Genomic DNA, 25,765 nt, shown 5'->3' with positions numbered 1-25,765 from the left:
CCTGTCGCCATGGTCTTCGCCTCACTCGAGTTTTTGACGCTGTTTCTGCCGGCGTTCCTGCTGATCTATGCCTTGGCAAGACCGGCCTGGCGCAATGTGATCCTGTTGCTGGGCAGTTGGTTGTTCTACGGTTGGCTGAGCCCGTTGTTCCTGTTCCTGCACATGGCCCTGACCGTGTTGGCGTGGGTGGGTGGTTTGCTGGTAGAGCATTCGCGGGAGGACGGGCGCAGGCGGGTACGGCTGTTGATCGCGCTGATCGTGATCAACACTGCGGTGCTCGTTTGGTACAAGTACGCCAATATCCTCGCGGGCACCTGGAACGAGCTGATCAGCTACTACGGCGCTCTGCCCATGGCCTGGCAGCGGGTGGCGTTACCGGCGGGGCTGTCGTTCATTGTCCTCCAGGCGATTTCCTATCTGGTCGACGTGCATCGGCAGGTGGTGCCGGTGGAGCGCAGCTTCGTCAATTATGCGACCTACATTTCCATGTTCGGCCATTCGATTGCCGGACCGATCATTCGTTATGACTGGGTTCGTCGGGAGCTCAACCAGCGTTACTTCAACGGGCTGAACTTCTCCCTCGGCGCACGCCGCTTCATGATTGGCATGTGCATGAAGGTACTGGTGGCGGACACCCTGTCACCGCTGGTAGACGTGGCCTTTCACCTGGACTCGCCGTCCTTTGTCGATGCCTGGATTGGCTGCCTGGCGTACTCGCTACAATTGTTCTTCGACTTCGCCGGCTACAGCGCCATGGCCATCGGCCTGGGACTGATGCTGGGTTTTCACTTTCCGGAAAACTTCAACCGCCCCTACCTGGCCTACAGCATCCAGGATTTCTGGCGGCGCTGGCACCTGTCGTTGTCCAGCTGGCTGCGCGACTACCTGTATATCGCCCTCGGTGGCAATCGCCTGGGCACTTGGAAAACCTATCGCAACCTGTTTCTGACCATGGCCATCGCCGGCCTGTGGCATGGTGGTGACAGTTGGAATTACTTGCTGTGGGGCTCGGCCCATGGCGTGGCGTTGTGCATCGATCGCGCCTGGTCGCGCTCCAGCCTGCCAGGCCTGCCCCGGTGGGCATCGCACAGCGCGACGCTGTTGTTCGTGTGTCTGACCTGGACGCTGTTCCGCTCCCCGGATTTTGCCACGGCCCTGAGCATGTATGGCGGGCAATTCGGCCAGCATGGCTTCGCCCTGGGCGATGCGCTGGCGGTGACCCTGCGCCCGGTGCACGGCATGGCGGCTTTGCTGGGTGTGGCGTGTGTCCTTGCGCCCCTGTTGCAAGCGCGTTGTGCAAGACGATTCGCCGACAGTGGCTGGTTCGCACTGACGGCAGCCCTTTGGCCTGTGCTCGGATTCATTCTGTCGTTCGCGCTGATCGCCAGTCGTGAAGCCGTGCCCTTTCTGTACTTCCAATTCTGATGACCCAGCCAACGCAATCTCCGTCAACCGCGCCCACCCCACCCAGCGAACTGGCGTTGCGCGTCAGCCCGCTCGCCGGGGTGATCTTCACACTGTTCCTGTCCCTGGGCTTGCTGTCCTGCGTCTGGCTGATGCTCAAGGGCACGGTCGAGTTCGTGCCCAAGGTGGTCACCCTGGACCTTCTGCTGCATGGCGATATCACCCATCGCTTCGCCAAGACGCTGTCCGATGCCCCCGCGCCGAAACAGCTCGCCGAACTGGAGCGCGGTGGTAGTTGGTTGGTGTTGGGCGACCTTGGGCCACGGGTACGCACGGGCTGTCCTGGCTGGTTGTTCCTCACCGATGAATTGCGCGTGAACCACAACGCCGTGCTCAATGCCCGAGCCAAAGCCCAGGCGGTGATCGAGCTGCGGCAAGGATTGGCGAAGCGGGGTATCCAGTTGGTGGTGGCGGTGGTGCCGGACAAGAGCCGGATCGCCGCGACACAGCTGTGCGAATTGACCCGCCCGGCGCTGCTGGCATCGCGCATCGACGAATGGCTGACCCTGTTGCATGGCGCCGGAGTGCCCGCTCTGGACCTGACACCGGCCTTGCGGGCGGTGGGCGAGGGCGCCTACCTGCGCACCGATACGCACTGGAGCGAAGCCGGTGCCAGGGCGGCGGCGGGGCAGGTGGCCGTGGCAGTCGCGGGACTGAAGTTCAATGCGACACCACGCAAGCGTTTTGACCTGGTGACACAAGCCAGCGCAGTGCGGCCGGGCGATCTGGTGCGCTTGGCGGGGATCGATTGGCTACCGTTGGCGTTGCAGCCTCCGGCCGAATACGCGGCGGCCACGCAAGTGAAGGAACTGGTAGAAGAGACGGCAAGCGCCGACAATCTGGACGATCTGTTTGGCGATGACAACCTGCCTAACACGGCGCTGATCGGCACCTCATTTTCGCGTAACTCGAACTTTGGCGGATTCCTGGAAGCGGCGGTGGGCGCGCCGATGGGGAACTTCGCCAAGGACGGTGGCGAGTTTTCCGGGGCGGCCAAAGCGTACTTCGACAGCCCGGCGTTCAAGCAGACGCCGCCGAAGTTGCTGATCTGGGAGATCCCGGAGCGGGATCTACAGACGCCGTATGACGGCAATGTGCGTTTGCCTTGAGGCGGGTATGACGATGGTCTGTCAGACCGCGTCATACCGCAATTGCCCCGGCCCGCCCGCTCTCTACCACGAATTGCTTGAGCGTCGACACGCTGGCATTCACATCCCGAGGATCGGAAATTACCCGAAAGTTCGTCAGCATCTTCTGCTCTTGTAACTCGACCGACACATACCCGCGCTGGCGACTGTCGAAAAAACGCACATGGGGATTGAGCGGCAATTCCTTGTTGAACAACTCGAACGGCGGCCCATCGGCGGTCACCGAGGTACCGACAAACTCGGTTGCGACGATCTTCGACTCCGGGTCCCCCGAGCGTGCATGCAAATCCGTGGTCCAGAACGAATGAATATCCCCGCCCCAGAACACTGGGTTACTGACCTTGCTGCGTTCGATGGAGGCCAGCACCCGATCTCGGGTTGCCCCATAGCCGTCCCAGCCATCGGTCCAGTGTCCCAACTCCTGGGTGGCCGGATTGCGTTGCATCAACGACGCCACCAGCAAGTCCTGGGCAATCACGTTCCAGCGGGCTTGCGAACGGGCAAAGCCTTGCTCCAGCCAAGCCTCTTGTTCCCAGCCCAGCATGGTTCTTTTCGGGTCGCCGAGATCGACGCAATCCGGCGGCGCGACATGCCCCTGATGGCTGCGATTGGCGGGAATGCACGGTTGCTCCGAGCGGTACTGGCGACCGTCGAGGATATGAAATTGTACCAGTCGACCGTAGTCGAGTCGTCGATAGACGCGCATGTCCGGCCCCCTGGGCAGGCTGCTGGCGCGCAACGGCATATGTTCATAGAAGGCCCGATAGGCGGCCGCCCGCCGGAGCAGGAAGTCACGGGGGGAAATAGTCGGATCCTGTGACCACTGGTTCGCATAGTCATTCTGTACTTCGTGATCGTCCCAGGTTGCGGCGCAGGGCGCACAGGCATGCAGGGCCTGAAGGTCGGCGTCGGTCTTGTAGAGGGCGTAGCGGTTGCGATAACCGGCGAGATCGCTGGCGTTGCCGGCGCCGTGGGGACGAATGATCTTGCCCGAGTCGGCGGCATAGGAGCTGTCGTAGATGTAGTCGCCGAGGAAAAACACCAGGTCCGGTTGTTCCGCCGCCAGGTGTCGGTAGGCGCTGAAATAGCCGCGCTCCCAATGCGAGCAGGAGACGAAACCCAAGCGTGCCGATGTCATGGCGGTCAGCGCCGGCGCGGTCCGTGACTGCCCTACCGGGCTTTGCGCCCCCAAACCTTCGAACTGATACCAGTAGGGCCGTCCGGCTTCCAGCCCGCCGACCTCGACGTGTACCGAATGGGCGAAGCGCCGGTCGGCCACCACCTCGCCCCGTTTGACGATGCGGGTCATCGCCGCGTCGCTCGCCACCCGCCAGCGCACCGGCACCGGCTTGCTCAGGCCGCCGCTACCGTCGGCGGCGTTGAAACGCGGTGCCAACCGGGTCCAGATGACAAAGCCGTCCGGCAGCGGGTCCCCTGAAGCCACCCCGAGACTGAAGGGGTAGTCGACCCCCGCGCTACGGGCGAAGGGGCTGAGGATCGACAATACCGCCGCCCCGGCCAGCCCGGTGATGATTCGCCGGCGGTCCTGATCGACGCCAGGTTCGCGCTCGGTCTGTGCAACATGATCGGTCATGGACATTGCTCGCGGATGATCAGGTGAGAGGTTGCCAATGGTCATGCAACAGCCCGTACAGCAGCATGTCTTCGTAGACCCTATTTTTGAGAAAGGCGCCTTTCAGGCAACCTTGGTGGCGCGGTCCGGCTCTGTCCAGTACCCGGGCAGAGGTTTTGTTGCGCCTGAAGCATTGCCCGGCAATGCGGTGTAGCTTGAGCTCGACAAAGCCGTGCTTGAGCATCGCGCCGACCGCTTCGCCAGCATAGCCGCGATTGCGATGTTGCGCGCCAACCCAGTACCCCAGGTGAGCGCTGTCATGGGCCGGTGAAAATCTCAGGCTGATGACGCCGACCAGCTCACGATTTTCCCTCAGGTGAATACCCAGTCCCATCAAACGAGTTGAACGATATTGCTCCTCCTGGCCGCCAATGAATTCCAGTGCGTTTTCGACGGTGTGAGGCGAGGGGAGCGCTGCCGTGTTGTCGGCGATGGTCGGCTTATCCGCCAGCCGCGCCGACGTCTGCGCCTGCTCCGTTTGCAAGGGCATCAGCAGCAGGCGCCGGGTGCTTAGGTGGGGTAAGGCAACACTCATGGTGGGAGGCCCGCTCAGTCAAATTTTTCAAGGCTGTACTAGCTATGTGTCAAATTAATTACATGCATGAATTTAATGTGTGGTGGCTTGTAATGCCCGGTTTAGAGCCTTTAAGCCGTAAATTAATATTAACCATTTGGTCATTTTTGGTTGTTAGGTTGTCGCCCCTAATTGAATGAGGGCATCGGAATGAGAACCTGGGACGAACCCAAAAAGCGCAAGGCACACATCGAGTTGATCCCCATGATCGACGTGATGATGTTCCTGTTGGTGTTCTTCGTGCTGGTGAGTTTGAACGTGATTCCGGCGCTGGGCATGAAGACTCAATTGCCGAGCGCCAGCAGTTCGCAGCAGCTCAAGCCACAGAACAAATTCATCCTCACCCTGGGGCTCGCGGGCCAGTTGCAACTCGACGGCAAGAGCATTGCCGTGGACGCGCTGGTGGCGGCGCTCAAGGCAGCGCAGAAGCCGGACAGCAAGGCGACGATCATCGTCAACAGCGACAAGGGCGTGGAAGTCGCGCGCCTGGTGGAAGTCATGGACACCCTGCGTCTGGGTGGCTTCACGTCCGTCTCCATTGCCACGCGTAAGTCCTGACCATGTACATCCTGTTTCGAGTCCGTCAGTTGCTGGGCAGCGTCCCGGCCATCGTGGCGTTGGTGCTGATTGCCATGAGCATTCAGTCCCAACCGTTGAAGGTCCAGCCGGTGTATGACGAGTCGGCGGTCGAGTTGGCGTTGGTCGAGCCGGAGCCAGAGCCCGAGCTTGAATCGGTGGTTGCGCCAGAGCCGCCACCACCGGTGATCGAGGACGAGGAGGCCGAGCCCGCGCCGCCGCCGCCCAAGCCCAAGCCGCTGCCTAAGCCAAAACCTGAGCCCAAGCCCAAGCCTGTGCTCAAGCCACAGCCGGTGGTCGCCAAGCCGGCGCAAACGCCTTCGGTCGAAGCCAAGCCCGCCCCCGAGCCGGTGGTCGCCCGTACGCCGGCACCGCCCGCACCACCTGCTCCGCCGAAAATCGACGGCCAGGCGCTGGAAGGTGGCTATCTCAAGGGACTGCGCAACGAATTGGATACTTACAAGCAATACCCCACGGGACGCCAGGCCTCGCTTGAGCGCCCCAGCGGCGAGGTCGTGGTCTGGCTGCTGGTGGACCGGCAGGGCCGTGTCCTCGACTCCGGTGTCCAGACCCCGGCGTCGAGCATGCTGCTCAACCGTGCGGCCACCAACAGCCTGCATCGCATCAAGCAGGTCAAGCCTTTCCCTGAACAGGCCTTTGGCGGCCGTAACGAGCAACGCTTCACCGCCACTTTCAACTACAGCTTGCAATAAAGCACCGACGATCAGGAATACAGTAATGAGGTTCTCAAAGATTCACCTGGCATTGATTGCCGTGAGCATGAGCCAAGGTGTTGCGTGGGCAGACACTAACGACAGTGACATCGGTACCATTGGTGTCCAGGGAAAGGCCACCGTCGGTGGCGGCTACATGGTCCAGGAGGAGAGCATCAAGGGGCGCTCCACCGTGACCAAGGAAGCCCTGGACAAACAGACCGCGACCGGCAACGCCATCGACAAGCTCATGTACACCCCGGGCCTGAACATCTCCAGTGAAGACGCCACGGGCCTGGGCAGCTTCCGCTTTACTATGCGCGGGCTCAACTCCGACCAGGTGGGCATGTCCGTCGATGGCATGCCGATCAACGACTCCGGCAACTACGCGTTGTATGCCAACCTACTGGGCGACCCAGAGAACATCGAGCAAATCTTCGTCACCCAGGGCTCGTCCGAGGCCGACGGCCCGCACATCGGCTCGAGCGGTGGCAATATTGGCGTGGTGACCATCCGCCCGACCAAGGAAACCGGAGCCTTCGTCAAGCAAGTGATGGGCAGCCATGCCACCACCAAGACCTTCGCCCGTCTCAACACCGGTGAGGTCAACGGCCTGAGCAACTGGTTGTCGGTCTCCCACACCGAAGGCCAGAAATGGCGCGGCGACGGTGCTGAGCGCGCCGACAAGGTCGAATGGAACAGCTTCTTCGACATGGGCGGCGGCAACACCGCCAACCTGATCCTCAAGTACCACGAGCAGGAAAACGCCAGTTACAGTCAACTGACCAAAGGCCAGTTCCAAAAATACGGGCGTAGCTACGACCCGTATCCTTCGACTCCGGCCCTGGGCGGCAACGGTAAGATCAGCAGCTATGAGGGCCTGGCGCTCAACCCGTTCAAGACCTTCACCGGCGTGCTCAACACCCAGTTCAAATTGGCCGACAACCTGTCCCTGTCGGTGATTCCATATTACTTCTGGGGTAACGGCAGCGGCGCGGGCAGTTCGACCTATGCGCTCAACAGCGGCTCCAACGTCGGCGGGGTCTTCGACCTTGGCAACCTGCCGACCGCAGCTCAATACAACGCCGACGGCCAGCCGAACACCGGCGTCTACTACCGGCCTTCACGCACCCAGACCTGGCGTCCGGGTATCACCACCAAACTGAACTGGGACCTGGAAAGCCATAGCCTGCAGTTCGGCTACTGGTACGAGCGCGCGCGCCAGAGCCAGACCCAGCCGTTCATTCGCCTGCGACAGAACGGCAAGCCGGAAAGCGTCTGGCCGGACTCTGACTACATGGTCGATGCCAACGGCAAGACCATCCAGGGTCGCGATCGCTTCACCGTGACCCCAGCGCAGAAAGTCTGGGCCCAGGACACCTGGTACTTCACCCCGGACTGGACCCTGGTGGCGGGCCTGGCTTATATGAACGTCGAACGTGACGGCAGCAACCACGGCAGCCTCACCGAGAAAGCGGAAAAACGTCACCAAAGCTACTACAAGCTACTGCCCAACGCTGGTCTGAAATACCAGCTCGACGAGCATGACCAGTTGTTCTACAGCCTGTCGCGCAACATGCGCGTGCCACAGAACTACGTGTTGTATGACCAGGGTGCGGGTTCCATCGACTCCAAGCCGGAAACCAGCTGGAACCATGAGCTGGGCTGGCGCTATACCGAACAGGACATGACCGTTGCGGCCACCCTGTTCTACATGCAGTTCGAGAACCGCCAGGTGTCGTCCAAGGACATCAACGGCGACTCCGCCGACGTCAACGCCGGCAGTGTCGACAACAAGGGCCTGGAGCTGGAGTGGAGCGGCCTGCTGGCGCATCACTTCAACTTCTACACCTCCTATACCTACACCCGTGCCGAGCAGCAGAACGACCTGACCGTCTACAACGCCGGCAAGGCCATCCTGCTGCCGACCGCCGGCCGGCAGTTTACCAACGTGCCGAAGAACATGCTGGCCGCCAATATCGGTTATGACGACGGCCTGTTCTACGGCACCTTCGGTGGCAAGTACACCAGCAAGCTGTATGGCGACCTGACCAACGACGAAGCCGTTTCCGGGCGCACTGTGTTCAACCTCGGCGGCGGTATCTACTTGCCGGTAGACAAGAGAGTGGTCAAGAGCGCCACCCTGCGCTTGAACGTCGACAACCTGTTCGACAAGAAGTACCTGGCCGGCGTGTACACCACCAAGACCAACTCCGCCACCTACAGCGGTTTCCGCGATGGCGACCCCGCCTACATCGTCGGCCTGGACCGTACAGTGACCGCGTCGCTGGAAGCGAATTTCTGATGTTTGTCCCCTGCGTATTATCAACAGAGGTAACCCGATCATGGACATGAACCTGCTTCACGAAATCACCTTTTATGTGATGTATGCGGCCCTGGCGATCGCGATCTTCATCGCCATCGAGCGTGCCATCTACTTCGCTTATGTCCGGCGTTCGGCCCGTGCGTTGATGGCGGCCCTGGGCTCTCATGTGCATAGCGCACAGGAGCTGCCGCAGGAACTGACCCGGCGTGCCAGCTTGCCGTTGGACATGGCCTCGGCGGTGTTGGCGCAGAAGGCCGCTCAGGGCCCGCGCAAGGACCTGGACGATGTGATCGACACCCAGTACCTGGCCAGTCGCGCACCGTTGGCCCGCAGCCTGTGGATTATCGAGACCATCACCACTGCCGCGCCCCTGCTCGGCTTGCTGGGAACCATCCTCGGCATCATCGATACTTTCAAGGCGTTGGCCAGCGCGGGGGTGTCCGATCCGGGCCAGATCTCCGGTGGTATCGGTACGGCCCTGTTCGCCACTGGCTTGGGGATTGCCATCGCGTTGTTCTGCGTGGTGTTCCACAACTTCTTCCAGGACAGCCTGGAGCGCATCAACGACCAGCTCAAGATGTTACTGATCCGTGCGTCGACCGGTGCCCGTGTGCAGGGTGAGGTGGCGCATCGGGTGGCGAGTCCGGTGCAGTTGCAGACGGCCTGATTTCTATTTCGCGGGTCAGGGACGACCTCTGTGGACGGGCGCTGTCGCCACATTGGTGCTCAGAGCCCGATGGCATCCCTTAACGGGTAGTCGCCAATCTGCTCGACCAAGCCGGCGCGCAGCGGATTGGCGACGAGGTATCTGGCGATATCGCGCAGGTTTTCGCCGTCGCGTATCGGCGGTGATCAGGTAGGCGCGTCCTGGTTCGGAGTCTCGACCTATGCATAGACGATGTGAGTAAGGGCGTCGAGGCAATCCGTTGCACTCTTTGTTGAGGGAGGTGCTGTTAACGCCAGCAGTAAAGGTGATGATACGGACTGTGGAGGGTTTGCTGTGTGTTACAGGACTCAGGGCTTGCGTGGGTGGTAAGCCCGCTCGCGACAATTCATTCCAGGCGCGAGCCGTGTACTTTTTGATGATGAGACGCCTAATGTCGCCCCTCTCGAAATGTCGATCGACGCTGTTGTGCGTCGGTATGGCGGGCCTTGTCGGCTTGCTGCTCAGTCCGCTGGCCCTGGCGGACTTTTCCATTCCCGGTTTCGAGCTGGTACATAGCGTTCCACTGGCCACCGATCTTGGCACCGATGATTTGCGTCAACCCGGCCCGGTCTGGATTGAACTCTTCGACAGCGCGAAAAACCGCATCGACATCGGCCAATTCTACGTTGCGGACCATCCTGGGTCGGTGATGGACAAGGTCATTGAAAGCCTCGAGGCCGCTGGCAAACGAGGCGTCAAGATTCGTTTCCTGCTGGAAGAAAAGGGCCTGAAGCTTTCCGAAGAGTCCACCCTGGAACGGTTGCGCAAGATCCCTAACCTGACCTTGCGCGTGCTGTCGTACGCACGCTTGAGTGGCGGCATCATCCACGCCAAGTACTTGGTGGTGGATGGTCGCCAGGCCTTTGTCGGCAGCCAGAATTTCGACTGGCGCTCACTTGAGCACATCCATGAAACCGGCTTGCGCATCAGCGACGCCACACTGGTCGGTCAGGTCCAGGCGATCTTCGACCAGGATTGGAAGGCCCAAGCCGCCTTGGCCGAGAATAAGCCGGTGCCGTTGCCTAAGACCGGGAAAGAGCCCGCGCGCACCGGCAACTATCTGGTGGCCAGTCCGCAACGCTACAACCCGCCCGGCGTCGGCGACTCGCAGTTGGAACTGCCGCGCCTGCTGGCCGAGGCGAAGTACGAAGTGCGGGTGCAACTGCTCGACTATGCACCGCTGTCCTACGGTCCGGATAAAAGCCGCCCGTACTATGCGCTGATCGATAACGCGCTACGTGCGGCGGCGGCGCGTGGGGTGTCGATCAAGTTGATGGTCTCCGACTGGAACACCGGAACACCGGAAATTGCCTACCTCAAGAGCCTGGCGGTGTTGCCCAATGTGCAGGTCAAGATCGTCACCTTGCCCCAAGACCCACGGGGCTTTATTCCCTATGCGCGAGTTATCCACAGCAAGACGATGGAAATCGACGGGCAAGTGGCTTGGGTCGGCACCAGCAACTGGCTGGGCGGCTACCTCGACAACTCGCGCAACCTGGAAGTGGTGATGCGCGACAATGCCATGGCCGAGCGGATCGAAGCCTTGCATGAGCAGTTGTGGGACGGCTCCTATGCGTGGCCGGTGGATATCCTGCGCGATTACCCGCAACCGCACCCAGGCAAACCCTGAGCCCCGAACCAAGGGACTGTGATCCTATGGTTCGGGGCTCAGGGACCAGGTATCAGGCCGGCCGAGCCGCGCCCTTCGCCAACCGCAAGCGATACAGGCCGTAGATGAGCAGCACCCACGCCGGTAGCACATACACCGACACGCGGATGCCGGGGATCATCAGCATCACGCCCAGAATCAGGGCGACAAAGGCCAGGCACAGGTAATTGCTCAAAGGCGTCCAGAACGCCTTGAAGCCCGGCACCACGCCTTGCTGCTCCATGGCCTTGCGGAATTTCAGGTGGGTCAGGCTGATCACGATCCAGTTGATGATCAACGAAGCCACTGTCAGCGCCATAAGCAATTCCAGGGCTTCATGGGGCGCCATGTAGTTGACCACCACGCACAGCAAGGTCACCAGGGCCGAGACGCCGATGGCGCGTACCGGTACGCCTTGTTTGTTCAGTTTCATGAGCGATTTTGGCGCATCGCCTTGCTCGGCCAGACCAAACAGCATGCGGCTATTGCTGTACACGCCGCTGTTGTACACCGAAAGAGCAGCGGTCAGGACCACCACGTTGAGAACCTGTGCCGCCGTGTCGCTGCCGATCAGGGCGAAGATCTGCACGAAGGGACTGCCGCTGTAGGCATCGCCGGAAGCGCCGAGGGTGGTCAGCAGTTGGTCCCATGGGTACAGCGACAGCAGCACTGTCAGCGCCCCGACGTAGAAGATCAGGATCCGCAACACCACCTGGTTGATCGCTCTGGGGATCACCTTGCGCGGTTCGCTGGCCTCGGCGGCGGTGATACCCACCAGCTCCAGGCCACCGAAGGAGAACATGATGAAACACAGGGCCATCAGCAGGCCGCTGATGCCATTGGGGAAGAATCCACCGTGGCTCCACAGGTTGCTGACCGAGGCTTGCGGGCCGCCGGTGCCGCTGATCAGTAGGTAGCAGCCGAGGGCGATCATGCCGATAATCGCCACCACCTTGATGATCGCGAACCAGAATTCAGTTTCACCGAAGGTCTTCACATTAGTCAGGTTGATCAGGTTGACCAGCACGAAGAACACCGCCGCACTGACCCAGGACGGCACCTCGGGCCACCAGAACTGCACGTACTTGCCCACCGCCGTAAGTTCGGCCATGCCCACCAGGACATAGAGCACCCAGTAATTCCAGCCGCAGAGAAACCCCGCGTAACCGCCCCAGTATTTGTGGGCGAAGTGGCTGAAAGAGCCGGCTACGGGCTCTTCGACGATCATTTCGCCCAACTGGCGCATGATCAGGAACGCGATAAAACCGCAGATCGCGTAGCCGAAGATCATCGCCGGGCCGGCCGACTTGAGTACCCCGGCGGAACCGAGGAACAGCCCGGTACCAATCGCCCCGCCCAGGGAGATCAACTGGATATGGCGGTTCTTCAGGCCGCGCTTGAGCAGACCCGATGTCAGGTTGTCACCCGTCATTGCTTCACCTTTTCTGGTTTTTCTTCTCAGCGGGGCCCTGAGCGGGTCAGGTGTGCAACCGGGACTGAGTGCTCGACATAAGCGGCGTGGATAGTAAATCCCGAAAGTGGCGGGGCTCAAGTAGTACGCGGGCTCGAGGGCAAATTAGCGATGGATTCGGAGGTTTCCGACAGTAGCGTGCCCAATCGACGAGCGGTACCGGAGCTGGCGGCGAGCGACGATACTCAGGCGTATCCGTGCATCGGGCTCAAGCCGGTGCAGGCCGAGGTTTGCCGATTTCTGCGTAACGCCTGGCGTCGCAGGGCTCGATTTTCGCGCTCGGCAAGGTATGCTTGGGCACCGTTCGACGACCTCACCCGCTTGACTCCCTGACGTTACCATGAGCCGACCGCGTTCCATGATCAGCCATCTTGCCCTGTTCCTCTGCACCCTGGTCGCCATGGAGGGCGTCGGTTACCTGGCGCATAGGTACGTCATGCATGGCTGGGGCTGGTTTGTGCATCGCTCGCACCATGAGGAACAGTTGGGAGCGTTCGAGACCAATGATCTCTACCTGTTGGTGCTGGCGGCGGTGGCGAGCCTCCTGATCGTCCTGGGCAATACCGGGCACGACCCCTTGCAGTGGGTCGGCGCCGGGGTCGCGGCTTTCGGGATCATCTATGTAGTGGTGCATGACGGCATTGTGCACCGTTATTGGCCGTTGCGACCCCGGCCGCGCAATCGTTACCTCAAACGCCTGTACCAGGCACATCTGCTGCACCACGCGGTGAAAGGGCGCAACAACAGTGTGTCGTTCGGCTTCCTGTATGCGCCTCCGCTGCGGACCTTGAAGCGCCAGTTGCGTGAGTCGCGCCGTCGGGTTGCAGCTCGGAGTGAGAGGGGTGAGTAGGCCTAGGCCTCCCACCCCGCTCCGCTGACCGCCGCCTGCGCCAGCGGATGCAGGTCCGCTCCCCGATGTGTTGCCTGCCAGGCCAGTAGTTCCTTGCGCATGCCCGGTGTCCAGAACATTTGCAGGTGATTGCGCACGCCGAGCACCGCTTGCTGCTGGTCCGGTTCGCTGGAAAAATACTGGGCGATCTGGTTGGCCATCTTGATCAGGTTGTCGGTGCTCATCGGCGTGCCTCCGCTTTTTCCCCGGCGTTGCGCGCCTGGCGGCGCTCATCGAGCAGGCGTTGTTGTTCGTTGCTGAAGGCCTGGAAGCGTTTTTGCCACTCGGAAGGGTGGTAGACGCGGCTGACTTCCACGGCGGTGACCTTGTACTCCGGACAGTTGGTGGCCCAGTCGGAGTTGTCGGTGGTGATGACGTTGGCCCCCGATTCCGGGAAGTGGAAGGTGGTGTACACCACGCCCGGAGCCACCCGTTCGGTGACCCGTGCGCGCAGGACAGTCTGGCCCGCGCGGCTGCCGATACCGACCCAATCACCTTCGTTGATGCCTCGGCTTTCGGCATCGGTCGGATGGATTTCCAGGCGGTCTTCGTCGTGCCAGGCGACGTTCTCGGTGCGTCGGGTCTGGGCGCCGACGTTGTATTGGCTGAGGATTCGCCCGGTGGTCAGCAGCAGCGGATAGCGGTTGTTGACCTTTTCTTCGGTGGGCACGTAGCCGGTGAGCATGAAGCGTCCTTTGCCTCGCACGAATTGCTCGATATGCATGGTCGGCGTGCCATCCGGCGCAGCGGCATTGCAGGGCCATTGCAGGCTGCCGTGACTGTCCAGGGAGGCATAGCTGACATTGGCGAAGGTCGGCGTCAGGCTGGCGATTTCGTCCATGATTTGCGCTGGGTGTTGGTAGCTCATCGGGTAGCCCAGGGCGTTGGACAGAGCCACGGTGCCTTCCCAGTCGGCCTTGCCGCCCAGCGGCTCCATGACCTTGCGTACCCGCGAAATGCGCCGTTCGGCGTTGGTAAAGGTGCCGTCTTTTTCCAGGAACGAGCTACCCGGCAGGAACACGTGGGCGAACTTGGCGGTTTCGTTGAGGAAGATGTCCTGCACCACCACGCATTCCATGGCCGACAGCGCTGCGGTGACGTGCTGGGTATTCGGGTCGCTCTGGGCGATGTCTTCCCCCTGGCAGTACAGACCCTTGAAGCTACCGGCCAGGGCAGACTCGAACATGTTCGGAATGCGCAGGCCTGGGTCGGGTTGCAGGGTGACATTCCAGGCCTGTTCAAACTGCGCCCGCACCACTTCGTCGGAGATGTGTCGGTAGCCAGGCAGCTCGTGGGGAAAGGAACCCATGTCGCAGGAGCCCTGGACGTTGTTCTGTCCCCGCAGCGGGTTCACGCCGACGCCTTCGCGACCGATGTTGCCGGTGGCCATGGCCAGGTTGGCGATGCCCATGACGGCGGTACTGCCCTGGCTGTGCTCGGTGATGCCCAAGCCGTAGTAGATAGCGGCATTGCCGGCGTTGGCGTACAGGCGGGCGGCGGTGCGGATGTCGGCTGCTTCGACGCCGCAGATGACGCCAAGAACCTCCGGCGAATTTTCCGCGCGACTGACGAACTCACTCCAGCGGGCGAAATCACTGCCCTCGCAACGGGCGTCGATAAAGGCTTGGTCAAGCAGGCCTTCGGTGACGATGACGTGGGCCAGGGCGTTGAGCATGGCGACGTTGGTACCTGGGCGTAGGGCCAGGTGCAGCTCGGCGCGGGCATGCACCGAGTCCACCAGATCGATGCGGCGCGGATCGATGACGATCAAGCGTGCCCCCTCGCGCAGGCGGCGCTTGAGTTGGGAAGCGAACACCGGGTGCGCGTCGCTGGGGTTGGCGCCCATGACCAGGATGACGTCGGCGCGCATCACCGAATCGAAATTCTGGGTACCGGCGGACTCGCCCAAGGTCTGTTTCAGGCCGTAGCCGGTGGGCGAATGGCAGACCCGTGCACAGGTGTCGACGTTGTTATTGCCGAAGGCGGCGCGTACCAGTTTCTGGACCAGGTAGGTTTCTTCGTTGGTGCAGCGGCTGGAGGTGATGCCGCCGATGGCATCGCGGCCATATTTGTGCTGCAAGCGACGGAACTCGCCGGCGGCGTAGGTCACTGCTTCATCCCAACTGACTTCCTGCCAGGGGTCGCTGATGTGTTTGCGAATCATCGGCTTGGTGATGCGATCCGGGTGGGTGGCGTAGCCCCAGGCAAAACGGCCCTTGACGCAAGAGTGGCCGTGGTTGGCCTGGCCGTTCTTGTCGGGAACCATGCGCACCACTTGATCGCCTTTCATCTCGGCACGGAACGAGCACCCCACACCGCAATAGGCGCAGGTGGTGATTACGGCGTGTTCGGGTTGGCCCAATTCAACCACGCTTTTTTCTATCAGGGTCGCGGTCGGACAGGCTTGTACGCAGGCGCCGCAGGAAACGCATTCCGAGTCGAGGAAATTCTCGCCGCCAGCGGCCGCGACCCGCGATTGGAAACCGCGCCCGGTGATGGTCAGGGCAAAGGTGCCCTGGGTTTCTTCGCAGGCACGCACGCAACGGTTGCAGACGATGCACTTGCTCGGGTCGTAGTCGAAGTAAGGATTGGAAGTGTCTTTCTTATCGGTCAGGTGGTTTTCACCTTCGTAACCATAACGCACTTCCCGCAGGCCGACCTGGCCGGCGACGGTTTGCAGTTCGCAGTTGCCGTTGGCCGAGCAGGTCAGGCAGTCCAGCGGGTGATCGGAGATGTACAACTCCATGACGTTGCGGCGCAGGGTAGCGAGCTTCGGTGTCTGAGTATGCACGATCATGCCGGCGCTGACTGGCGTGGTGCAGGATGCCGGATAGCCGCGCATGCCGTCGATCTCCACCAGGCACATACGGCAGGAGCCAAAGGCTTCCAGGCTGTCGGTGGCGCACAGTTTGGGAATGCTGGTGCCCAGCAGCGCGGCGGCGCGCATCACCGAGGTGCCTTCGGGCACGCTGATGCTGCGGCCATCGATGTTCAGGGTGATCTGCACTTGGCTGTCGCGGGCCGGCGTGCCAAGGTCAAAGGTGCCAGGGGCAGTATCGGTTTTCGGGTCGAAGAGAGTGATCATTGGTCGGCCTCCGAGGGCTGCAGACCGAAGTCGGCGGGGAAATACTTGAGAGCGCTGGCCACCGGAAAGGAAACCATGCCGCCCAACGCGCACAGCGAACCGTATTGCAGGGTGTCGCACAGGTCCTTGAGGATGATCGCCTGTGCATCGCGACCGCCCTGGTCGGGCGCGGCCAGCAGGCGATCGATCACCTCCACGCCGCGAATGGAACCGATGCGGCAGGGCGTGCATTTGCCACACGACTCCTCGGCGCAGAACTGCAAGGCGAAGCGCGCCATATGGGCCATGTCGAGGCTGTCGTCAGCCACCACCACGCCACCGTGACCGAGCATGGCGCCGATGGCGGCGAAGGCTTCGTAATCCAGCGGTGTGTCGAAGTGCTCCGGTGGCACCCAGCCACCGAGGGGGCCGCCCACCTGAGCCGCCTTCAGTGGCCGGCCACTGGCGGTGCCACCGCCGTAATCCTCCACCAGCTCGCGCAGGGTCAGGCCAAAGGCCCGTTCCACCAAGCCGCCGTGGCGGATATTGCCGGCCAACTGGAAGGGCATGGTGCCCAGCGAGCGGCCCATGCCGTAGTCGCGATAGAACGGCGCGCCCTTGGCTAGAATCAGTGGCACCGAGGCCAGGGTCAGCACGTTGTGGACCAGCGTCGGCTGGCCGAACAGACCTTGCAGGGCCGGGATCGGCGGCTTGGCGCGGACAATCCCGCGTTTGCCTTCGAGGGAATCGAGCAGCGCGGTTTCCTCGCCACAGATATAGGCGCCGGCACCGACGCGTACTTCCAGCTCGAAGGCCTGGCCACTGCCCGCGACATCGGTACCGAGGTAGCCGGCGGAGCGGGCGATGTCCAGCGCTTCGCGCAATGTCGCCACGGCCTGTGGATATTCCGAGCGCACATAGAGGTAGCCATGGTTGGCACCGACGGTGAGACCGGCAATGATCATGCCTTCGATTAGCAGGAAAGGGTCGCCCTCCATCAGCATGCGGTCGGCAAAGGTGCCGGAGTCGCCTTCGTCGGCGTTGCAGACGATGTATTTCTGTATCGCCTGGGTAGCGCGTACCGTGCGCCATTTGATCCCGGCGGGAAAGGCCGCGCCGCCGCGACCGCGCAGGCCCGAGTCGAACACCGCAGTGGCGGTCTGCTCGCTGCCCAGGGTAATGGCTTGGGTCAGGCCCTCGAAACCGCCGTGGGCGCGGTAATCTTCCAGGGACAGTGGCCGGGTAATGCCGGCGCGGGCGAACAGCAGGCGTTGCTGGGATTTCAGGTAAGGCAACGCTTCCACCGGACCGAGGGCCAGTGGATGGGTGGAGGGATCGCCTTGCAGGGCCTCGAGCAGCGACGGCACATCGGCGGCGGTCAACGGGCCGAAGCCAATACGGCCTCGCGGGCTGTCGATTTCCAGCAGCGGTTCCAGCCAGTACAGGCCACGGGAGCTGGTGCGGTGCAGCTCCAGCGACAGACCGCGCTCGCGAGCCTGGGCGACAAGGGCGGCGGCAACCTCATCGGCACCGACGGCACGCGCCAGGGAGTCAACGGGCAGATAGAGGCTCGGCATCATGAGCCCTCCTGGCAGGCATCGAGCAGGGCATCCAGGCGTTCGGCGCTGAGCCGCGCATGCACCTGACCATCCAGCTCCAAGGCGGGCGAGCAGGCGCAGGCGCCGAGGCAATAGACCGGGCGCAGGCTGATATTGCCGTCGGCGCTGCTGCCATGGTCGTCCAGTTGCAGGCGTTCGCGCAGTTGCGCGGCGAGCTGCTCGGCGCCACGGCTCTGGCAGGACTCGGCCCGGCACAAGCGCAGGATATGCCGGGCCGGTGGCGCGGTACGGAAGTCATGGTAGAAGCTGATCACCCCGCGTACCTCGGCCTGGCTCTGGTTGAGGGCGTGGGCTATTTCGGGGACGGCGACATCGGGGATATAACCGATGTTCGCCTGAATCTCATGCAGGATCGGCAACAGTGCGCCGGGGGAGCCTTTATGGCACTCCAGCAGGCTGTTAACCATAGGCAGGTGCAGCATCTCATCAGGCATACGGCATTCCTCATGGTCACGGACAAACCACAAGGTTGTCGGTTGTCCGAAAGTATCGGCTGCGGCATTCACGCCACGTCACGGTATCGTGGCATTGTCGACCGTTGGCCAGGCACCCCGGGCGGGCATCTTGTTGTGCCCGGTGCGATCGTTGCCGCACCTCTTCAGGGTATAAAGGGCAGCTTGCCACGCAGTCTTGGGCTCATCGACACCAAAGCGACCTGCACGGTTCTTTCTGCGACCGTCGTTGAGTATAGAAGGATGTGGCTGGGGGGATGGGCGAGGAGGGGAGGCCGAAAAAATCGAGATAAAAAAACGCCTTAGTAGGGCGGTTTTTCCACAAGTCTGCTTACCGCAGGCTTGTGGGTCTCACTGAGCGCATCAACGTGAGCATTCGTTTTGCTGAGACGTTTTACCGCTTGCCATATTCGGGGGTAACCGAAGACTTCCGGAAATACCACAGTGATAGCCTTCCACTGATGTATGTTGATTAATGTGGTAACACAATGAGCGTTTGTTTCAGGCTTTTGTTCTCAAAGATTCAAGTATTACCCTTTTGCTCTCTCGTTCGGAGCACTCTATTGAGTCGATCATTCGTCAGTTGTGGGAAACCATCACTGAATGTCTTTCAAATAGTCCTTGAGCACGATAAGCGGGGCACTCAGCTCCTCGGTCGTTCGTGCCTTGCTGAAGTCCGTAGCCAGCCTCTGCAACTCGCGCCCGAGGGGTTTGTCCGTTCCGCCCACGGCATCCAGCGCCACGGCTACACACGCATTGACCTTCAGTTGGATAGCGTCAACATCGCGGTTGCGTACCAGTAACTCAAACACGTCCTTCTGGTAGTCGCTCATGACCGGATCATCGCGCAAAAGCGGGCTCTGGCCGTCGGTTTCATAAGCCAGCTTGAGCGCAAAAAGGGCGGTGGTCTCCAGTGATGATTTCATGGTGCAAGCTTCTCTGTCGTCGTGTGCGGTGAATGATTGCTATTTTGTGCGCGGAAAAAACCTTGAAAATCAAGTAGGTTTTCAGTTTTGGTGCCGAGGGAAACTGTAGAGCTCCATAGAATCTGTGACATGCTGGCGGATTATACGACAAGGGATACACAGGGATAGGCGAAGGCTGCGCAGAGGTTGGCGGCTTGTAAGGAACAGGCTATCGGCGGCTTGCTTTCCAGCTCCAGCCTTATCGTGTCGGCGCTGACGCTATGCCCGCACACTGGAAACCTGTTTCGCAAGATGACTTTCGAGCAACAACTAACGCTTTTAGAAAACACCGCACGTAAGCTTAAAGGTATTTCTTTGCCGGTAATTCAATTTCATATTGATCATTGCACTTTGTTGATCCTACACATGTTGCTGGAGTAGCTGGCCTAGTAAGGGGAGTATAGGCGCTGATAAATGTCGGTTTGCGATCGTGAATTTATGAAGGCTTCTTTAATAAATGGGCTATTTAGAAATAATCATGTCTGTATGGTGTTCCATGAAAGCAAAAAAGCAAAATGCGTATTTGGTAGTTTGGCTACTTTGATTTCGAAGGCTTTGATGAATCCCTCCACCTTGTGTCCAGATTGCGCGCCTACGCGACACACCGTTCCCTCAATTCCCCGATAGCGGTTTCCTATTGATGCCATAAATATGACGAGATGGCTCGCCTGGTTTTTAACGGTCATTCTCTTTGACCAAACCCAAAATAAAGGGAACCTGCAATGCCTAGCAAAATTTCCGTGTTGCCATTATGTGTGCTGATCGCTGGCCTTAGCTCCACCGCGTTTGGCGCCGATAACCTCTCACGCGATTCGGGTGCACCGGTGGGAGATAATCAAAATTCGCAAACTGCAGGTGCCGATGGTCCTGTGCTCCTTCAAGATAGTCATTTGATCGAGAAGCTGCAGCGCTTTGACCGGGAACGCATTCCCGAACGCGTAGTGCACGCCCGAGGTACTGGCGCTTTTGGTGATTTCCAGGCCTCGACGGATATCCAGGATTTGACCCGGGCAGAGGTATTCAAACCGGGCACCAAAACTCCGGTTTTTGTACGTTTCAGTACGGTGATGGGATACCGCGGTTCGCCGGAACAGGCCCGTGATCCACGTGGGTTTGCGGTCAAGTTCTACACCAGTCAAGGCAACTGGGACATGGTCGGGATTAACGTTCCGGTGTTCTTTATCCGTGACGCCATCAAATTTCCCGACTTCGTACACGCGAACAAACCCAGTGCGGTGACTGGGGTGCAAGACCCCAACCTGGCATTCGACTTCTTCGCTCATAGTCCGGAGGCGACCAACATGCTCACTCGCATGTATTCGCTGGAGGGCATGCCCGATTCCTATCGGCACATGAATGGTTCGGCGGTCCACGCCTTTAAGTTCATCAACGCCAATGGCGAGGTGCATTACGTTAAGTTTGCCTGGAAGAGCCAGCAGGGCGTTCACGGTTTCGAGCCCAAGCAGATTGCTGAGGCCATCGGCAAGGACTGGAACCTCATGACGAACGACCTGTACGGTGCGATCAAGAAGGGCGATTATCCAAAATGGGATCTGTATATCCAGACTTTGACGCCGGGCGAGCTCAGTAAATTCGCATTCAACGCTCTGGATGACACGAAAATCTGGACGGGGGTGCCTGAGCAGAAGGTCGGTACACTGACCCTGAATAAAGTCCCGGAAAACTACTTCGAGTCTACCGAAGAATCGGCCTTCGCCCCTTCTCGATTGGTGCCGGGAATTGAAGGTTCCGAGGACCGCATGCTGCAAGGGCGATTGTTTTCCTACGCCGATACGCAAATGTACCGCCTTGGTACTAACTACCAACAGATCTCTGTTAACCGTCCGCTGAACAAAGTGAGTAACAACTCGCAGGATGGCGCGATGAACAGCAGCGGCCGCACTGGCGAGATAAACTTCGAGCCGTCAGGTATCAATGAGCTTGCGCAGGACCCGCAGTATAAATATGCAAGCACTCCAGTCAGCGGCGTCACGCAACAACTGGCCCTGAAAAAAACCGCTAACTTCCTGCAAGCAGGTGAGTATTACCGGGCTCTCCCCAGCAAAGAGCAGGAGTTTCTGGTGGAGGCATTGAGCGGTGATCTGAATCACGTTTCTAACGAGGCAAACAAATACGCCATGCTCTCTTATTTCTACAAGGCTGATGCGGATTATGGGACGCGCCTGGCCAAAGCCACGCATGCGGACCTGAGTCGTGTCGAAACTGCAGCCAAGGCACTTCAGGACTGAGTGCCGTGTATTGACAACCTGTCATGCAAGGCATGACAGGTTGTCTGAGAGGGAGGGGCTCTTATGATAGTTACTCGCAGAACACGCTACATAGCTGCGCTGCTCATGGTCCTGCTTGTGGTAGCAGGTTATCGGGCCATGCACCTGTTCTTTCCCAATTTATGGCTGCCAAAAACAGCAGAAGCCCTGCAGACCGACAGCCAGCAGCGGGTCAACCCGCATATTTATGACAGCCAGTGGTTCGACGCTGCCCGTGCTGGCCGTACCGACATCACTGATGCGCTGCTCAAGGCCGGCTTTCCGGTCAACGCCCGCACAGGCTCTGGATACACTGCATTGGTGCTTGCTACTTATCATGGCGACCTTGATGAGGTGAACCTATTGCTCACTGCCGGTGCCGATCCGTGCATCGCTGATCAAAGTGGCAACACTGCACTGATGGGGGCGTTGTTCAAAGGCGAAATCCACGTCGCCCGCCGCCTGCTCGACTTATGTCCGATCGACGCGGCTAACGACAATGGTCAAACGGCGTTGTCATTCGCAGCCTTATTTGGCCGTCTCGACATGCTTGCACAGCTTGTGCAGCTCGGTGCGGATCCTGGGCATCGGGACAAGAAGGGAAATAGCGCGAAAATGATTGTGCAAATGCAAGGTAACGACGCCGCAGTCGCCGCGTTGGAAGCGGTCGGCGCACGGAACTAATGACTGATAGAAAACGCATAGGGATCAAGCTCAAGTGTAAGCACCGCAAGGAGTCCGTCATGGTCGGCTACAGTGAGCCAAAAGACGCTAGAACATCGTTTGGAGCACTGCTGCTGAGATTGGCGAGCTTCGATCTGCGGGGAAAGTGGGTACGGGGTTCAATGACAGCACGCCTTGACAATCCATACCCAGCTTCAGCCCCTGGAGAATAAAGGGGGTGGATATGAATAAATACACGGCGCAGGATAAACCTGCGACAGCACGGACCAGTGCTCCGGTAAACCGGAGCGCCTAGGGAGCCAGTGCCCAATATCGCCGATATCCTTCGCCGAAACCCGCTATAACCTCCCATTGCTCATTGAACGAAAATAGACACCGACCTACGGAACCCCAAAAGAAAAACGTTGTCCGTAATATCAGAATTTACCTTGCTTACTACTTACCAAGGAGAGGTACACATGGCTTTTGATGGTTATATTCAGATCGCAGAAATTCCCGGCGAAGCTTTGGACGAGAAGTTCAGCAAATGGATCGAAGTTACTGGATACAACTTCGGCGTTAGCCAAAGCACTTCTGCAACAGCCAGCTCGGCAGGAGGCGCGTCCTCCGGTCGAACTACAATGAGCAACTTCACCTTCACAAAATATCTTGACAGCGCCAGTTGCAAGCTGATGGAGGCTAGCTGTGCAGGTCAGCACCTCAAAGAGGTGAAACTAGTGCTCTGCCGAGCAAGCTCCGAAAGACTCAAATATTATGAAGTAGTACTTGAAGAAGTCATTATAGCTGACTATTCCCAAAGCGCTAGCTCAGGCGTGCCAATCGAAATTGTGCAACTGAACTACGGTCGTATTAAAACCACATACACCTTGCAAAAACGCAGCGATGGTCTCGCGGGCGGTAACGTAACCGGCGGATGGGATCGGATCGACAATAAGAAATATTCATGAGGCGATGGCATGTCCGAAGTTCAGTCTTTCATCAACTCCAAAACGCAAAACTTCGAAACCCTTAAGGCAAATATCGCGCTTTCCAAAAATTCGAAAGCCAAATTCAACATCCTTAATGCCCATATAGCAGGAAGTGTTGTACTCGCGGGTGAGCTTGTAATTTTAGGTGATTCATCTACCCCCTCCTGCACCAGCCAAGAAGCCTACATGATGGGTAAAGCCAGCCAAGTCCATACGGACTTGCTAAGTAACGGCGCGGAGGCGGATGATTATTTTCTGGATAACTTTGAACTATTGCAAAGCCTTCTTTCAAATGCCTCCATCGGTGTGGGTGCTATAACCGACGGATGGAACAAGCACCTGAACGCCATCAAGACCACGCTCGATGACATAGAAAAGTTACATAGAGAGCACCTCGGATCAGGTTCTATGTCAGCCCGCGACACGTTCTATGCAAAACGAACCGCCCTTTTCTTGAAACTGGATAAGCAACTATCAAACATGGCGTCTTACGGTTCGGGGTTACGTAAGGAAGGTTCAATTAAAAGGCTTTTGGGAATCTCCACCTCTAGCTACATGCACACAGGTGAAATATCTGGATATGCAGATAAAGTTTCTGGAGTCGCTAAAGCCGCTAAACTAGCAAAGAGAGGAGCTTATATAGGCACGGCTTTAGACGTAGCATCCACCGGTTTGTCGATCCATAAAGCTTGTACATTGGGCAGAGAACAAGAGTGCAAAAAGGCTACATATGTTGAGGGTGGCTCACTGCTGGGGAGTCTGGGTGGCGGAGCGCTAGGTGGGACGGTTGGTAGTGGTCTTGCGGGAATAATATGTGTTGGGTTAAGCATACCCACAGGCGGAGGTGCTGCATTAGCTTGTGCAGTAATCGGGGGGGCTGCCGGTGGTATGGCGGGAGGTGCGCTGGGGACTAAAGGCGGTGAGTTGATGGGTGACTATCTATACAGGCAGACAAGCCCATGACCAACGTGGATCCTGGACTGATAGCGACGATCATTATTTTATCCATCGTGATCACAATGTGCATTTCTTTTTATGTGGCTCACGCCTATACCGAGAAGTTTGAACATTGCCTTACAAACTGCCTATTTGTAGAGCAAAATAAACGGGTTTTTTCGAGCGCAGGGCTTCTGGGAAAGACTATGCGTTGCAACATGATTTATTTTTACCTCTGGATACCAAGTCTAGGAGAAAAAAGGGGCTTAGTGGATATAAATGAGATCGAACGCTTCCCTGTAAAATTTAAATACTTGCTTACGATTCCTTGGACCGTGCAGATTATTCTTTTAATAGCGCTGGCTTTGTTTATTCAATTATGCGCAAGTTAATCCCACTTATTTCCCTCCAAAAAAATAGGAGGTATTTCTTTATTAGCAATCATGCTCACTCATATTGAGATTACATGATGCCAATCAGCGCCAGGTTCTTCTTCCACAGGCCCAGCACGAACAGATAGATCGGGCCAAAGAAGAAGGCGATGATATTCGTGTTGATCAGTACCTTTTTGCCGAAGGTCGGCCTCGCTTTGAGGGCTGGGTTATAGTGCGGGTCGTTCGGTGCCCCCGGTGTCAGGATAGTTGTCGCCTCTCCGAATTTTCCCCTGAATTCAACTCCTTGGTGCCATTGATATGGTACAAATAAACCTCGGCGCTCCACTGCAATTTTTCTTTCAGAACCGCTGGAATCAATAAATGTAGCTGAGCTTCCTGGCTCATGACCATTTGCAAGCGCCAATGACCCTCTGGTTGCGAACTCAGCCACAAGGTTGCGCTATTGCATAGTTCAGGCCTATGAGTGGGCACCGTCATTGTCATCGACTGATCACCAGAGCCGATGATCGAACCCGGTGAGTTGTTCAATCTCCTGGATGCTCAAGGCTTCTCCACCGGCAGCGTCGATCAAATGTTGGGGGAATTGCGGTAGTTTACCGATACCCGATGTGCGCAGTGTTTCGTCAGGTTGCAGGGGCGGACCATCTTCTTCCATATAACGGCGGATATGCTCCCACAGACGCCAAAGCGTAGCGTCCTCCCAGCTTTCTACATGACCGAGATAGGTAAAGTCTTTAAAGAGACGTGGATTATCTGGATCAGCGCACAACAGGGTCAAGCTATAAGACTCACGAGCAGTCTCGCCCATCATTTGCAGGGTTTTATAGGTGCGCGCATGAACGGTATCCCATGAGTAGGTAACAACCCTGTCAATTCCACCTAACTGCCAAAATTTTAAAAACGAGATAAATCGCGGCTTTGTTATAGTTACTGTCCGTGATGCTTTATTAAAAAGCGCAGGCAGGTCGCGAAATGAGAAAAAGGTAATCCTTATAAAAAAGGACAAACAATATAGGCTTGGCACAAGCAAAAAAAACAGAGCAAGCGCTGATAATATATCAAACTCGAAAGGGGTTATCGCCACTATCCCCATGACAACACCGACAATAGAAAGTAAAATCCCTAAAATTCCGCTTGAACCTGTATCGCTAGTTCCCGAAGGCCCACCCACCGCTATTGCATTTGGATAGACATTAACAACCGCTTCACAACTGCTGACTTGCGCATGGATTTTTTCTTTTTTATCTGGCAGAGTTAGACGCCAAGG

The 25,765-nt window shown here is 58.6% G+C and carries 23 protein-coding genes and 3 pseudogenes; 15 read left to right on the top strand and 11 right to left on the bottom strand.

Annotated elements, in window-relative coordinates; translation table 11 throughout:
• The first annotated feature begins 9 nt into the window (after window positions 1-9).
• Together BMX68_RS15590 and BMX68_RS15585 are read left to right on the top strand one after the other, a co-directional pair.
• Window positions 10-1,425, top strand: coding sequence for an MBOAT family O-acyltransferase (locus BMX68_RS15590; RefSeq protein WP_017132718.1), 1,416 nt, complete (start codon window positions 10-12; stop codon window positions 1,423-1,425).
• On the top strand, window positions 1,425-2,573 hold the full coding sequence (locus BMX68_RS15585) for an alginate O-acetyltransferase AlgX-related protein (RefSeq protein WP_017132719.1): 1,149 nt from the start codon (window positions 1,425-1,427) through the stop codon (window positions 2,571-2,573). The genes BMX68_RS15590 and BMX68_RS15585 overlap by 1 nt, the downstream gene beginning before the upstream one ends.
• A 31-nt stretch (window positions 2,574-2,604) precedes the next feature.
• On the opposite strand, the gene BMX68_RS15580 is transcribed toward BMX68_RS15585, so the two are convergent.
• On the bottom strand, window positions 2,605-4,206 hold the full coding sequence (locus BMX68_RS15580) for an alkaline phosphatase D family protein (RefSeq protein WP_017132720.1): 1,602 nt from the start codon (window positions 4,204-4,206) through the stop codon (window positions 2,605-2,607).
• A 19-nt stretch (window positions 4,207-4,225) separates the two neighbouring features.
• Complete coding sequence (locus BMX68_RS15575; RefSeq protein WP_017132721.1) at window positions 4,226-4,780, bottom strand: GNAT family N-acetyltransferase; 555 nt, start codon at window positions 4,778-4,780, stop codon at window positions 4,226-4,228.
• A 189-nt stretch (window positions 4,781-4,969) separates the two neighbouring features.
• On the opposite strand from BMX68_RS15575, the gene BMX68_RS15570 reads away from it, so the two are divergent.
• Genes BMX68_RS15570 through BMX68_RS15555 form a run of 4 tightly spaced genes read left to right on the top strand, consistent with a single transcriptional unit; the run spans window position 4,970 to window position 9,101 of the window.
• Window positions 4,970-5,377, top strand: coding sequence for an ExbD/TolR family protein (locus BMX68_RS15570; RefSeq protein ID WP_017132722.1), 408 nt, complete (start codon window positions 4,970-4,972; stop codon window positions 5,375-5,377).
• Window positions 5,378-5,379: 2 nt separating this feature from the next.
• Complete coding sequence (locus tag BMX68_RS15565) at window positions 5,380-6,108, top strand: energy transducer TonB family protein (protein WP_017132723.1); 729 nt, start codon at window positions 5,380-5,382, stop codon at window positions 6,106-6,108.
• Window positions 6,109-6,133: 25 nt separating this feature from the next.
• Window positions 6,134-8,413: a TonB-dependent receptor gene (locus BMX68_RS15560; RefSeq protein WP_017132724.1), complete on the top strand. Its 2,280-nt coding sequence runs from the start codon at window positions 6,134-6,136 to the stop codon at window positions 8,411-8,413.
• 40 nt (window positions 8,414-8,453) lie between these two features.
• Window positions 8,454-9,101, top strand: coding sequence for a MotA/TolQ/ExbB proton channel family protein (locus BMX68_RS15555; protein ID WP_017132725.1), 648 nt, complete (start codon window positions 8,454-8,456; stop codon window positions 9,099-9,101).
• A gap of 59 nt (window positions 9,102-9,160) precedes the next feature.
• Here the strand turns inward: BMX68_RS15555 and BMX68_RS26760 are convergent.
• A pseudogene (locus BMX68_RS26760) lies at window positions 9,161-9,277 on the bottom strand (REP-associated tyrosine transposase); the annotation flags it as partial.
• A 254-nt stretch (window positions 9,278-9,531) separates the two neighbouring features.
• On the opposite strand from BMX68_RS26760, the gene BMX68_RS15550 reads away from it, so the two are divergent.
• Window positions 9,532-10,770: a phospholipase D-like domain-containing protein gene (locus tag BMX68_RS15550; protein WP_039792680.1), complete on the top strand. Its 1,239-nt coding sequence runs from the start codon at window positions 9,532-9,534 to the stop codon at window positions 10,768-10,770.
• Window positions 10,771-10,822: 52 nt separating this feature from the next.
• Here BMX68_RS15550 and BMX68_RS15545 read toward each other — a convergent pair whose 3' ends face one another.
• Window positions 10,823-12,220 carry an amino acid permease gene (locus tag BMX68_RS15545; protein WP_017132727.1) on the bottom strand — a complete coding sequence of 466 codons (1,398 nt, stop codon included), beginning with the start codon at window positions 12,218-12,220 and terminating at the stop codon, window positions 10,823-10,825.
• 150 nt (window positions 12,221-12,370) lie between these two features.
• On the opposite strand from BMX68_RS15545, the gene BMX68_RS25540 reads away from it, so the two are divergent.
• Together BMX68_RS25540 and BMX68_RS15540 are read left to right on the top strand one after the other, a co-directional pair.
• Entirely contained in the window at window positions 12,371-12,592 is a 222-nt protein-coding gene (locus tag BMX68_RS25540) for a hypothetical protein (protein ID WP_143063299.1), read from the top strand.
• Window positions 12,593-12,617: 25 nt separating this feature from the next.
• Entirely contained in the window at window positions 12,618-13,109 is a 492-nt protein-coding gene (locus tag BMX68_RS15540) for a sterol desaturase family protein (RefSeq protein ID WP_017132728.1), read from the top strand.
• A gap of 2 nt (window positions 13,110-13,111) precedes the next feature.
• Here BMX68_RS15540 and BMX68_RS15535 read toward each other — a convergent pair whose 3' ends face one another.
• From BMX68_RS15535 to BMX68_RS15515, 5 genes are all read right to left on the bottom strand, one after another.
• Window positions 13,112-13,333 (bottom strand): formate dehydrogenase subunit delta, encoded by a 222-nt coding sequence (locus tag BMX68_RS15535; RefSeq protein ID WP_017132729.1) that lies wholly within the window; start codon window positions 13,331-13,333, stop codon window positions 13,112-13,114.
• A complete protein-coding gene (gene fdhF, locus BMX68_RS15530; RefSeq protein WP_017132730.1) occupies window positions 13,330-16,233 on the bottom strand; it encodes a formate dehydrogenase subunit alpha in 2,904 nt (967 codons plus the stop codon). Before fdhF ends, BMX68_RS15535 begins: the two co-directional genes overlap by 4 nt.
• The gene (locus BMX68_RS15525; RefSeq protein ID WP_176986779.1) at window positions 16,230-17,792 is read right to left on the bottom strand and encodes a formate dehydrogenase beta subunit; all 1,563 of its coding nucleotides are present in this window, start codon (window positions 17,790-17,792) and stop codon (window positions 16,230-16,232) included. Before BMX68_RS15525 ends, fdhF begins: the two co-directional genes overlap by 4 nt.
• A complete protein-coding gene (locus tag BMX68_RS15520) occupies window positions 17,789-18,265 on the bottom strand; it encodes a formate dehydrogenase subunit gamma (protein ID WP_017132731.1) in 477 nt (158 codons plus the stop codon). The genes BMX68_RS15525 and BMX68_RS15520 overlap by 4 nt, the downstream gene beginning before the upstream one ends.
• 614 nt (window positions 18,266-18,879) lie before the next feature.
• Entirely contained in the window at window positions 18,880-19,209 is a 330-nt protein-coding gene (locus BMX68_RS15515) for a hypothetical protein (RefSeq protein WP_017132732.1), read from the bottom strand.
• Between the two features lie 761 nt (window positions 19,210-19,970).
• On the opposite strand from BMX68_RS15515, the gene BMX68_RS15505 reads away from it, so the two are divergent.
• The 6 genes and pseudogenes from BMX68_RS15505 (at window position 19,971) to BMX68_RS15485 (ending at window position 24,495) form a co-directional block, all read left to right on the top strand.
• Window positions 19,971-21,497 (top strand): catalase, encoded by a 1,527-nt coding sequence (locus BMX68_RS15505; protein WP_017132733.1) that lies wholly within the window; start codon window positions 19,971-19,973, stop codon window positions 21,495-21,497.
• Between the two features lie 138 nt (window positions 21,498-21,635).
• The gene (locus tag BMX68_RS15500) at window positions 21,636-22,199 is read left to right on the top strand and encodes an ankyrin repeat domain-containing protein (protein ID WP_211208491.1); all 564 of its coding nucleotides are present in this window, start codon (window positions 21,636-21,638) and stop codon (window positions 22,197-22,199) included.
• A gap of 17 nt (window positions 22,200-22,216) precedes the next feature.
• Window positions 22,217-22,412, top strand: a pseudogene (locus BMX68_RS26755) (hypothetical protein); the annotation flags it as partial.
• Window positions 22,413-22,657: 245 nt separating this feature from the next.
• Window positions 22,658-23,146, top strand: a complete 489-nt coding sequence (locus tag BMX68_RS15495) for an Hcp family type VI secretion system effector (RefSeq protein WP_017132735.1) — start codon at window positions 22,658-22,660, stop codon at window positions 23,144-23,146.
• A gap of 9 nt (window positions 23,147-23,155) precedes the next feature.
• Window positions 23,156-24,130: a hypothetical protein gene (locus BMX68_RS15490; protein ID WP_017132736.1), complete on the top strand. Its 975-nt coding sequence runs from the start codon at window positions 23,156-23,158 to the stop codon at window positions 24,128-24,130.
• Window positions 24,127-24,495, top strand: coding sequence for a hypothetical protein (locus tag BMX68_RS15485; protein WP_017132737.1), 369 nt, complete (start codon window positions 24,127-24,129; stop codon window positions 24,493-24,495). The genes BMX68_RS15490 and BMX68_RS15485 overlap by 4 nt, the downstream gene beginning before the upstream one ends.
• A 73-nt stretch (window positions 24,496-24,568) precedes the next feature.
• On the opposite strand, the pseudogene BMX68_RS15480 reads toward BMX68_RS15485, so the two are convergent.
• Window positions 24,569-24,736: pseudogene (locus BMX68_RS15480) on the bottom strand (DUF2628 domain-containing protein); the annotation flags it as partial.
• Between the two features lie 252 nt (window positions 24,737-24,988).
• Window positions 24,989-25,765, bottom strand: a 777-nt coding sequence (locus BMX68_RS26400; protein ID WP_256218797.1) for a DUF6708 domain-containing protein, incomplete at its 5' end; no start/stop codon positions are given.

It is taken from the genome of Pseudomonas agarici (assembly GCF_900109755.1).
GTDB classification, from domain to species: domain Bacteria; phylum Pseudomonadota; class Gammaproteobacteria; order Pseudomonadales; family Pseudomonadaceae; genus Aquipseudomonas; species Aquipseudomonas agarici.
Note: the sequence above shows the minus strand (reverse complement) of the source record. Positions and strands in the feature narration are given on the sequence as shown.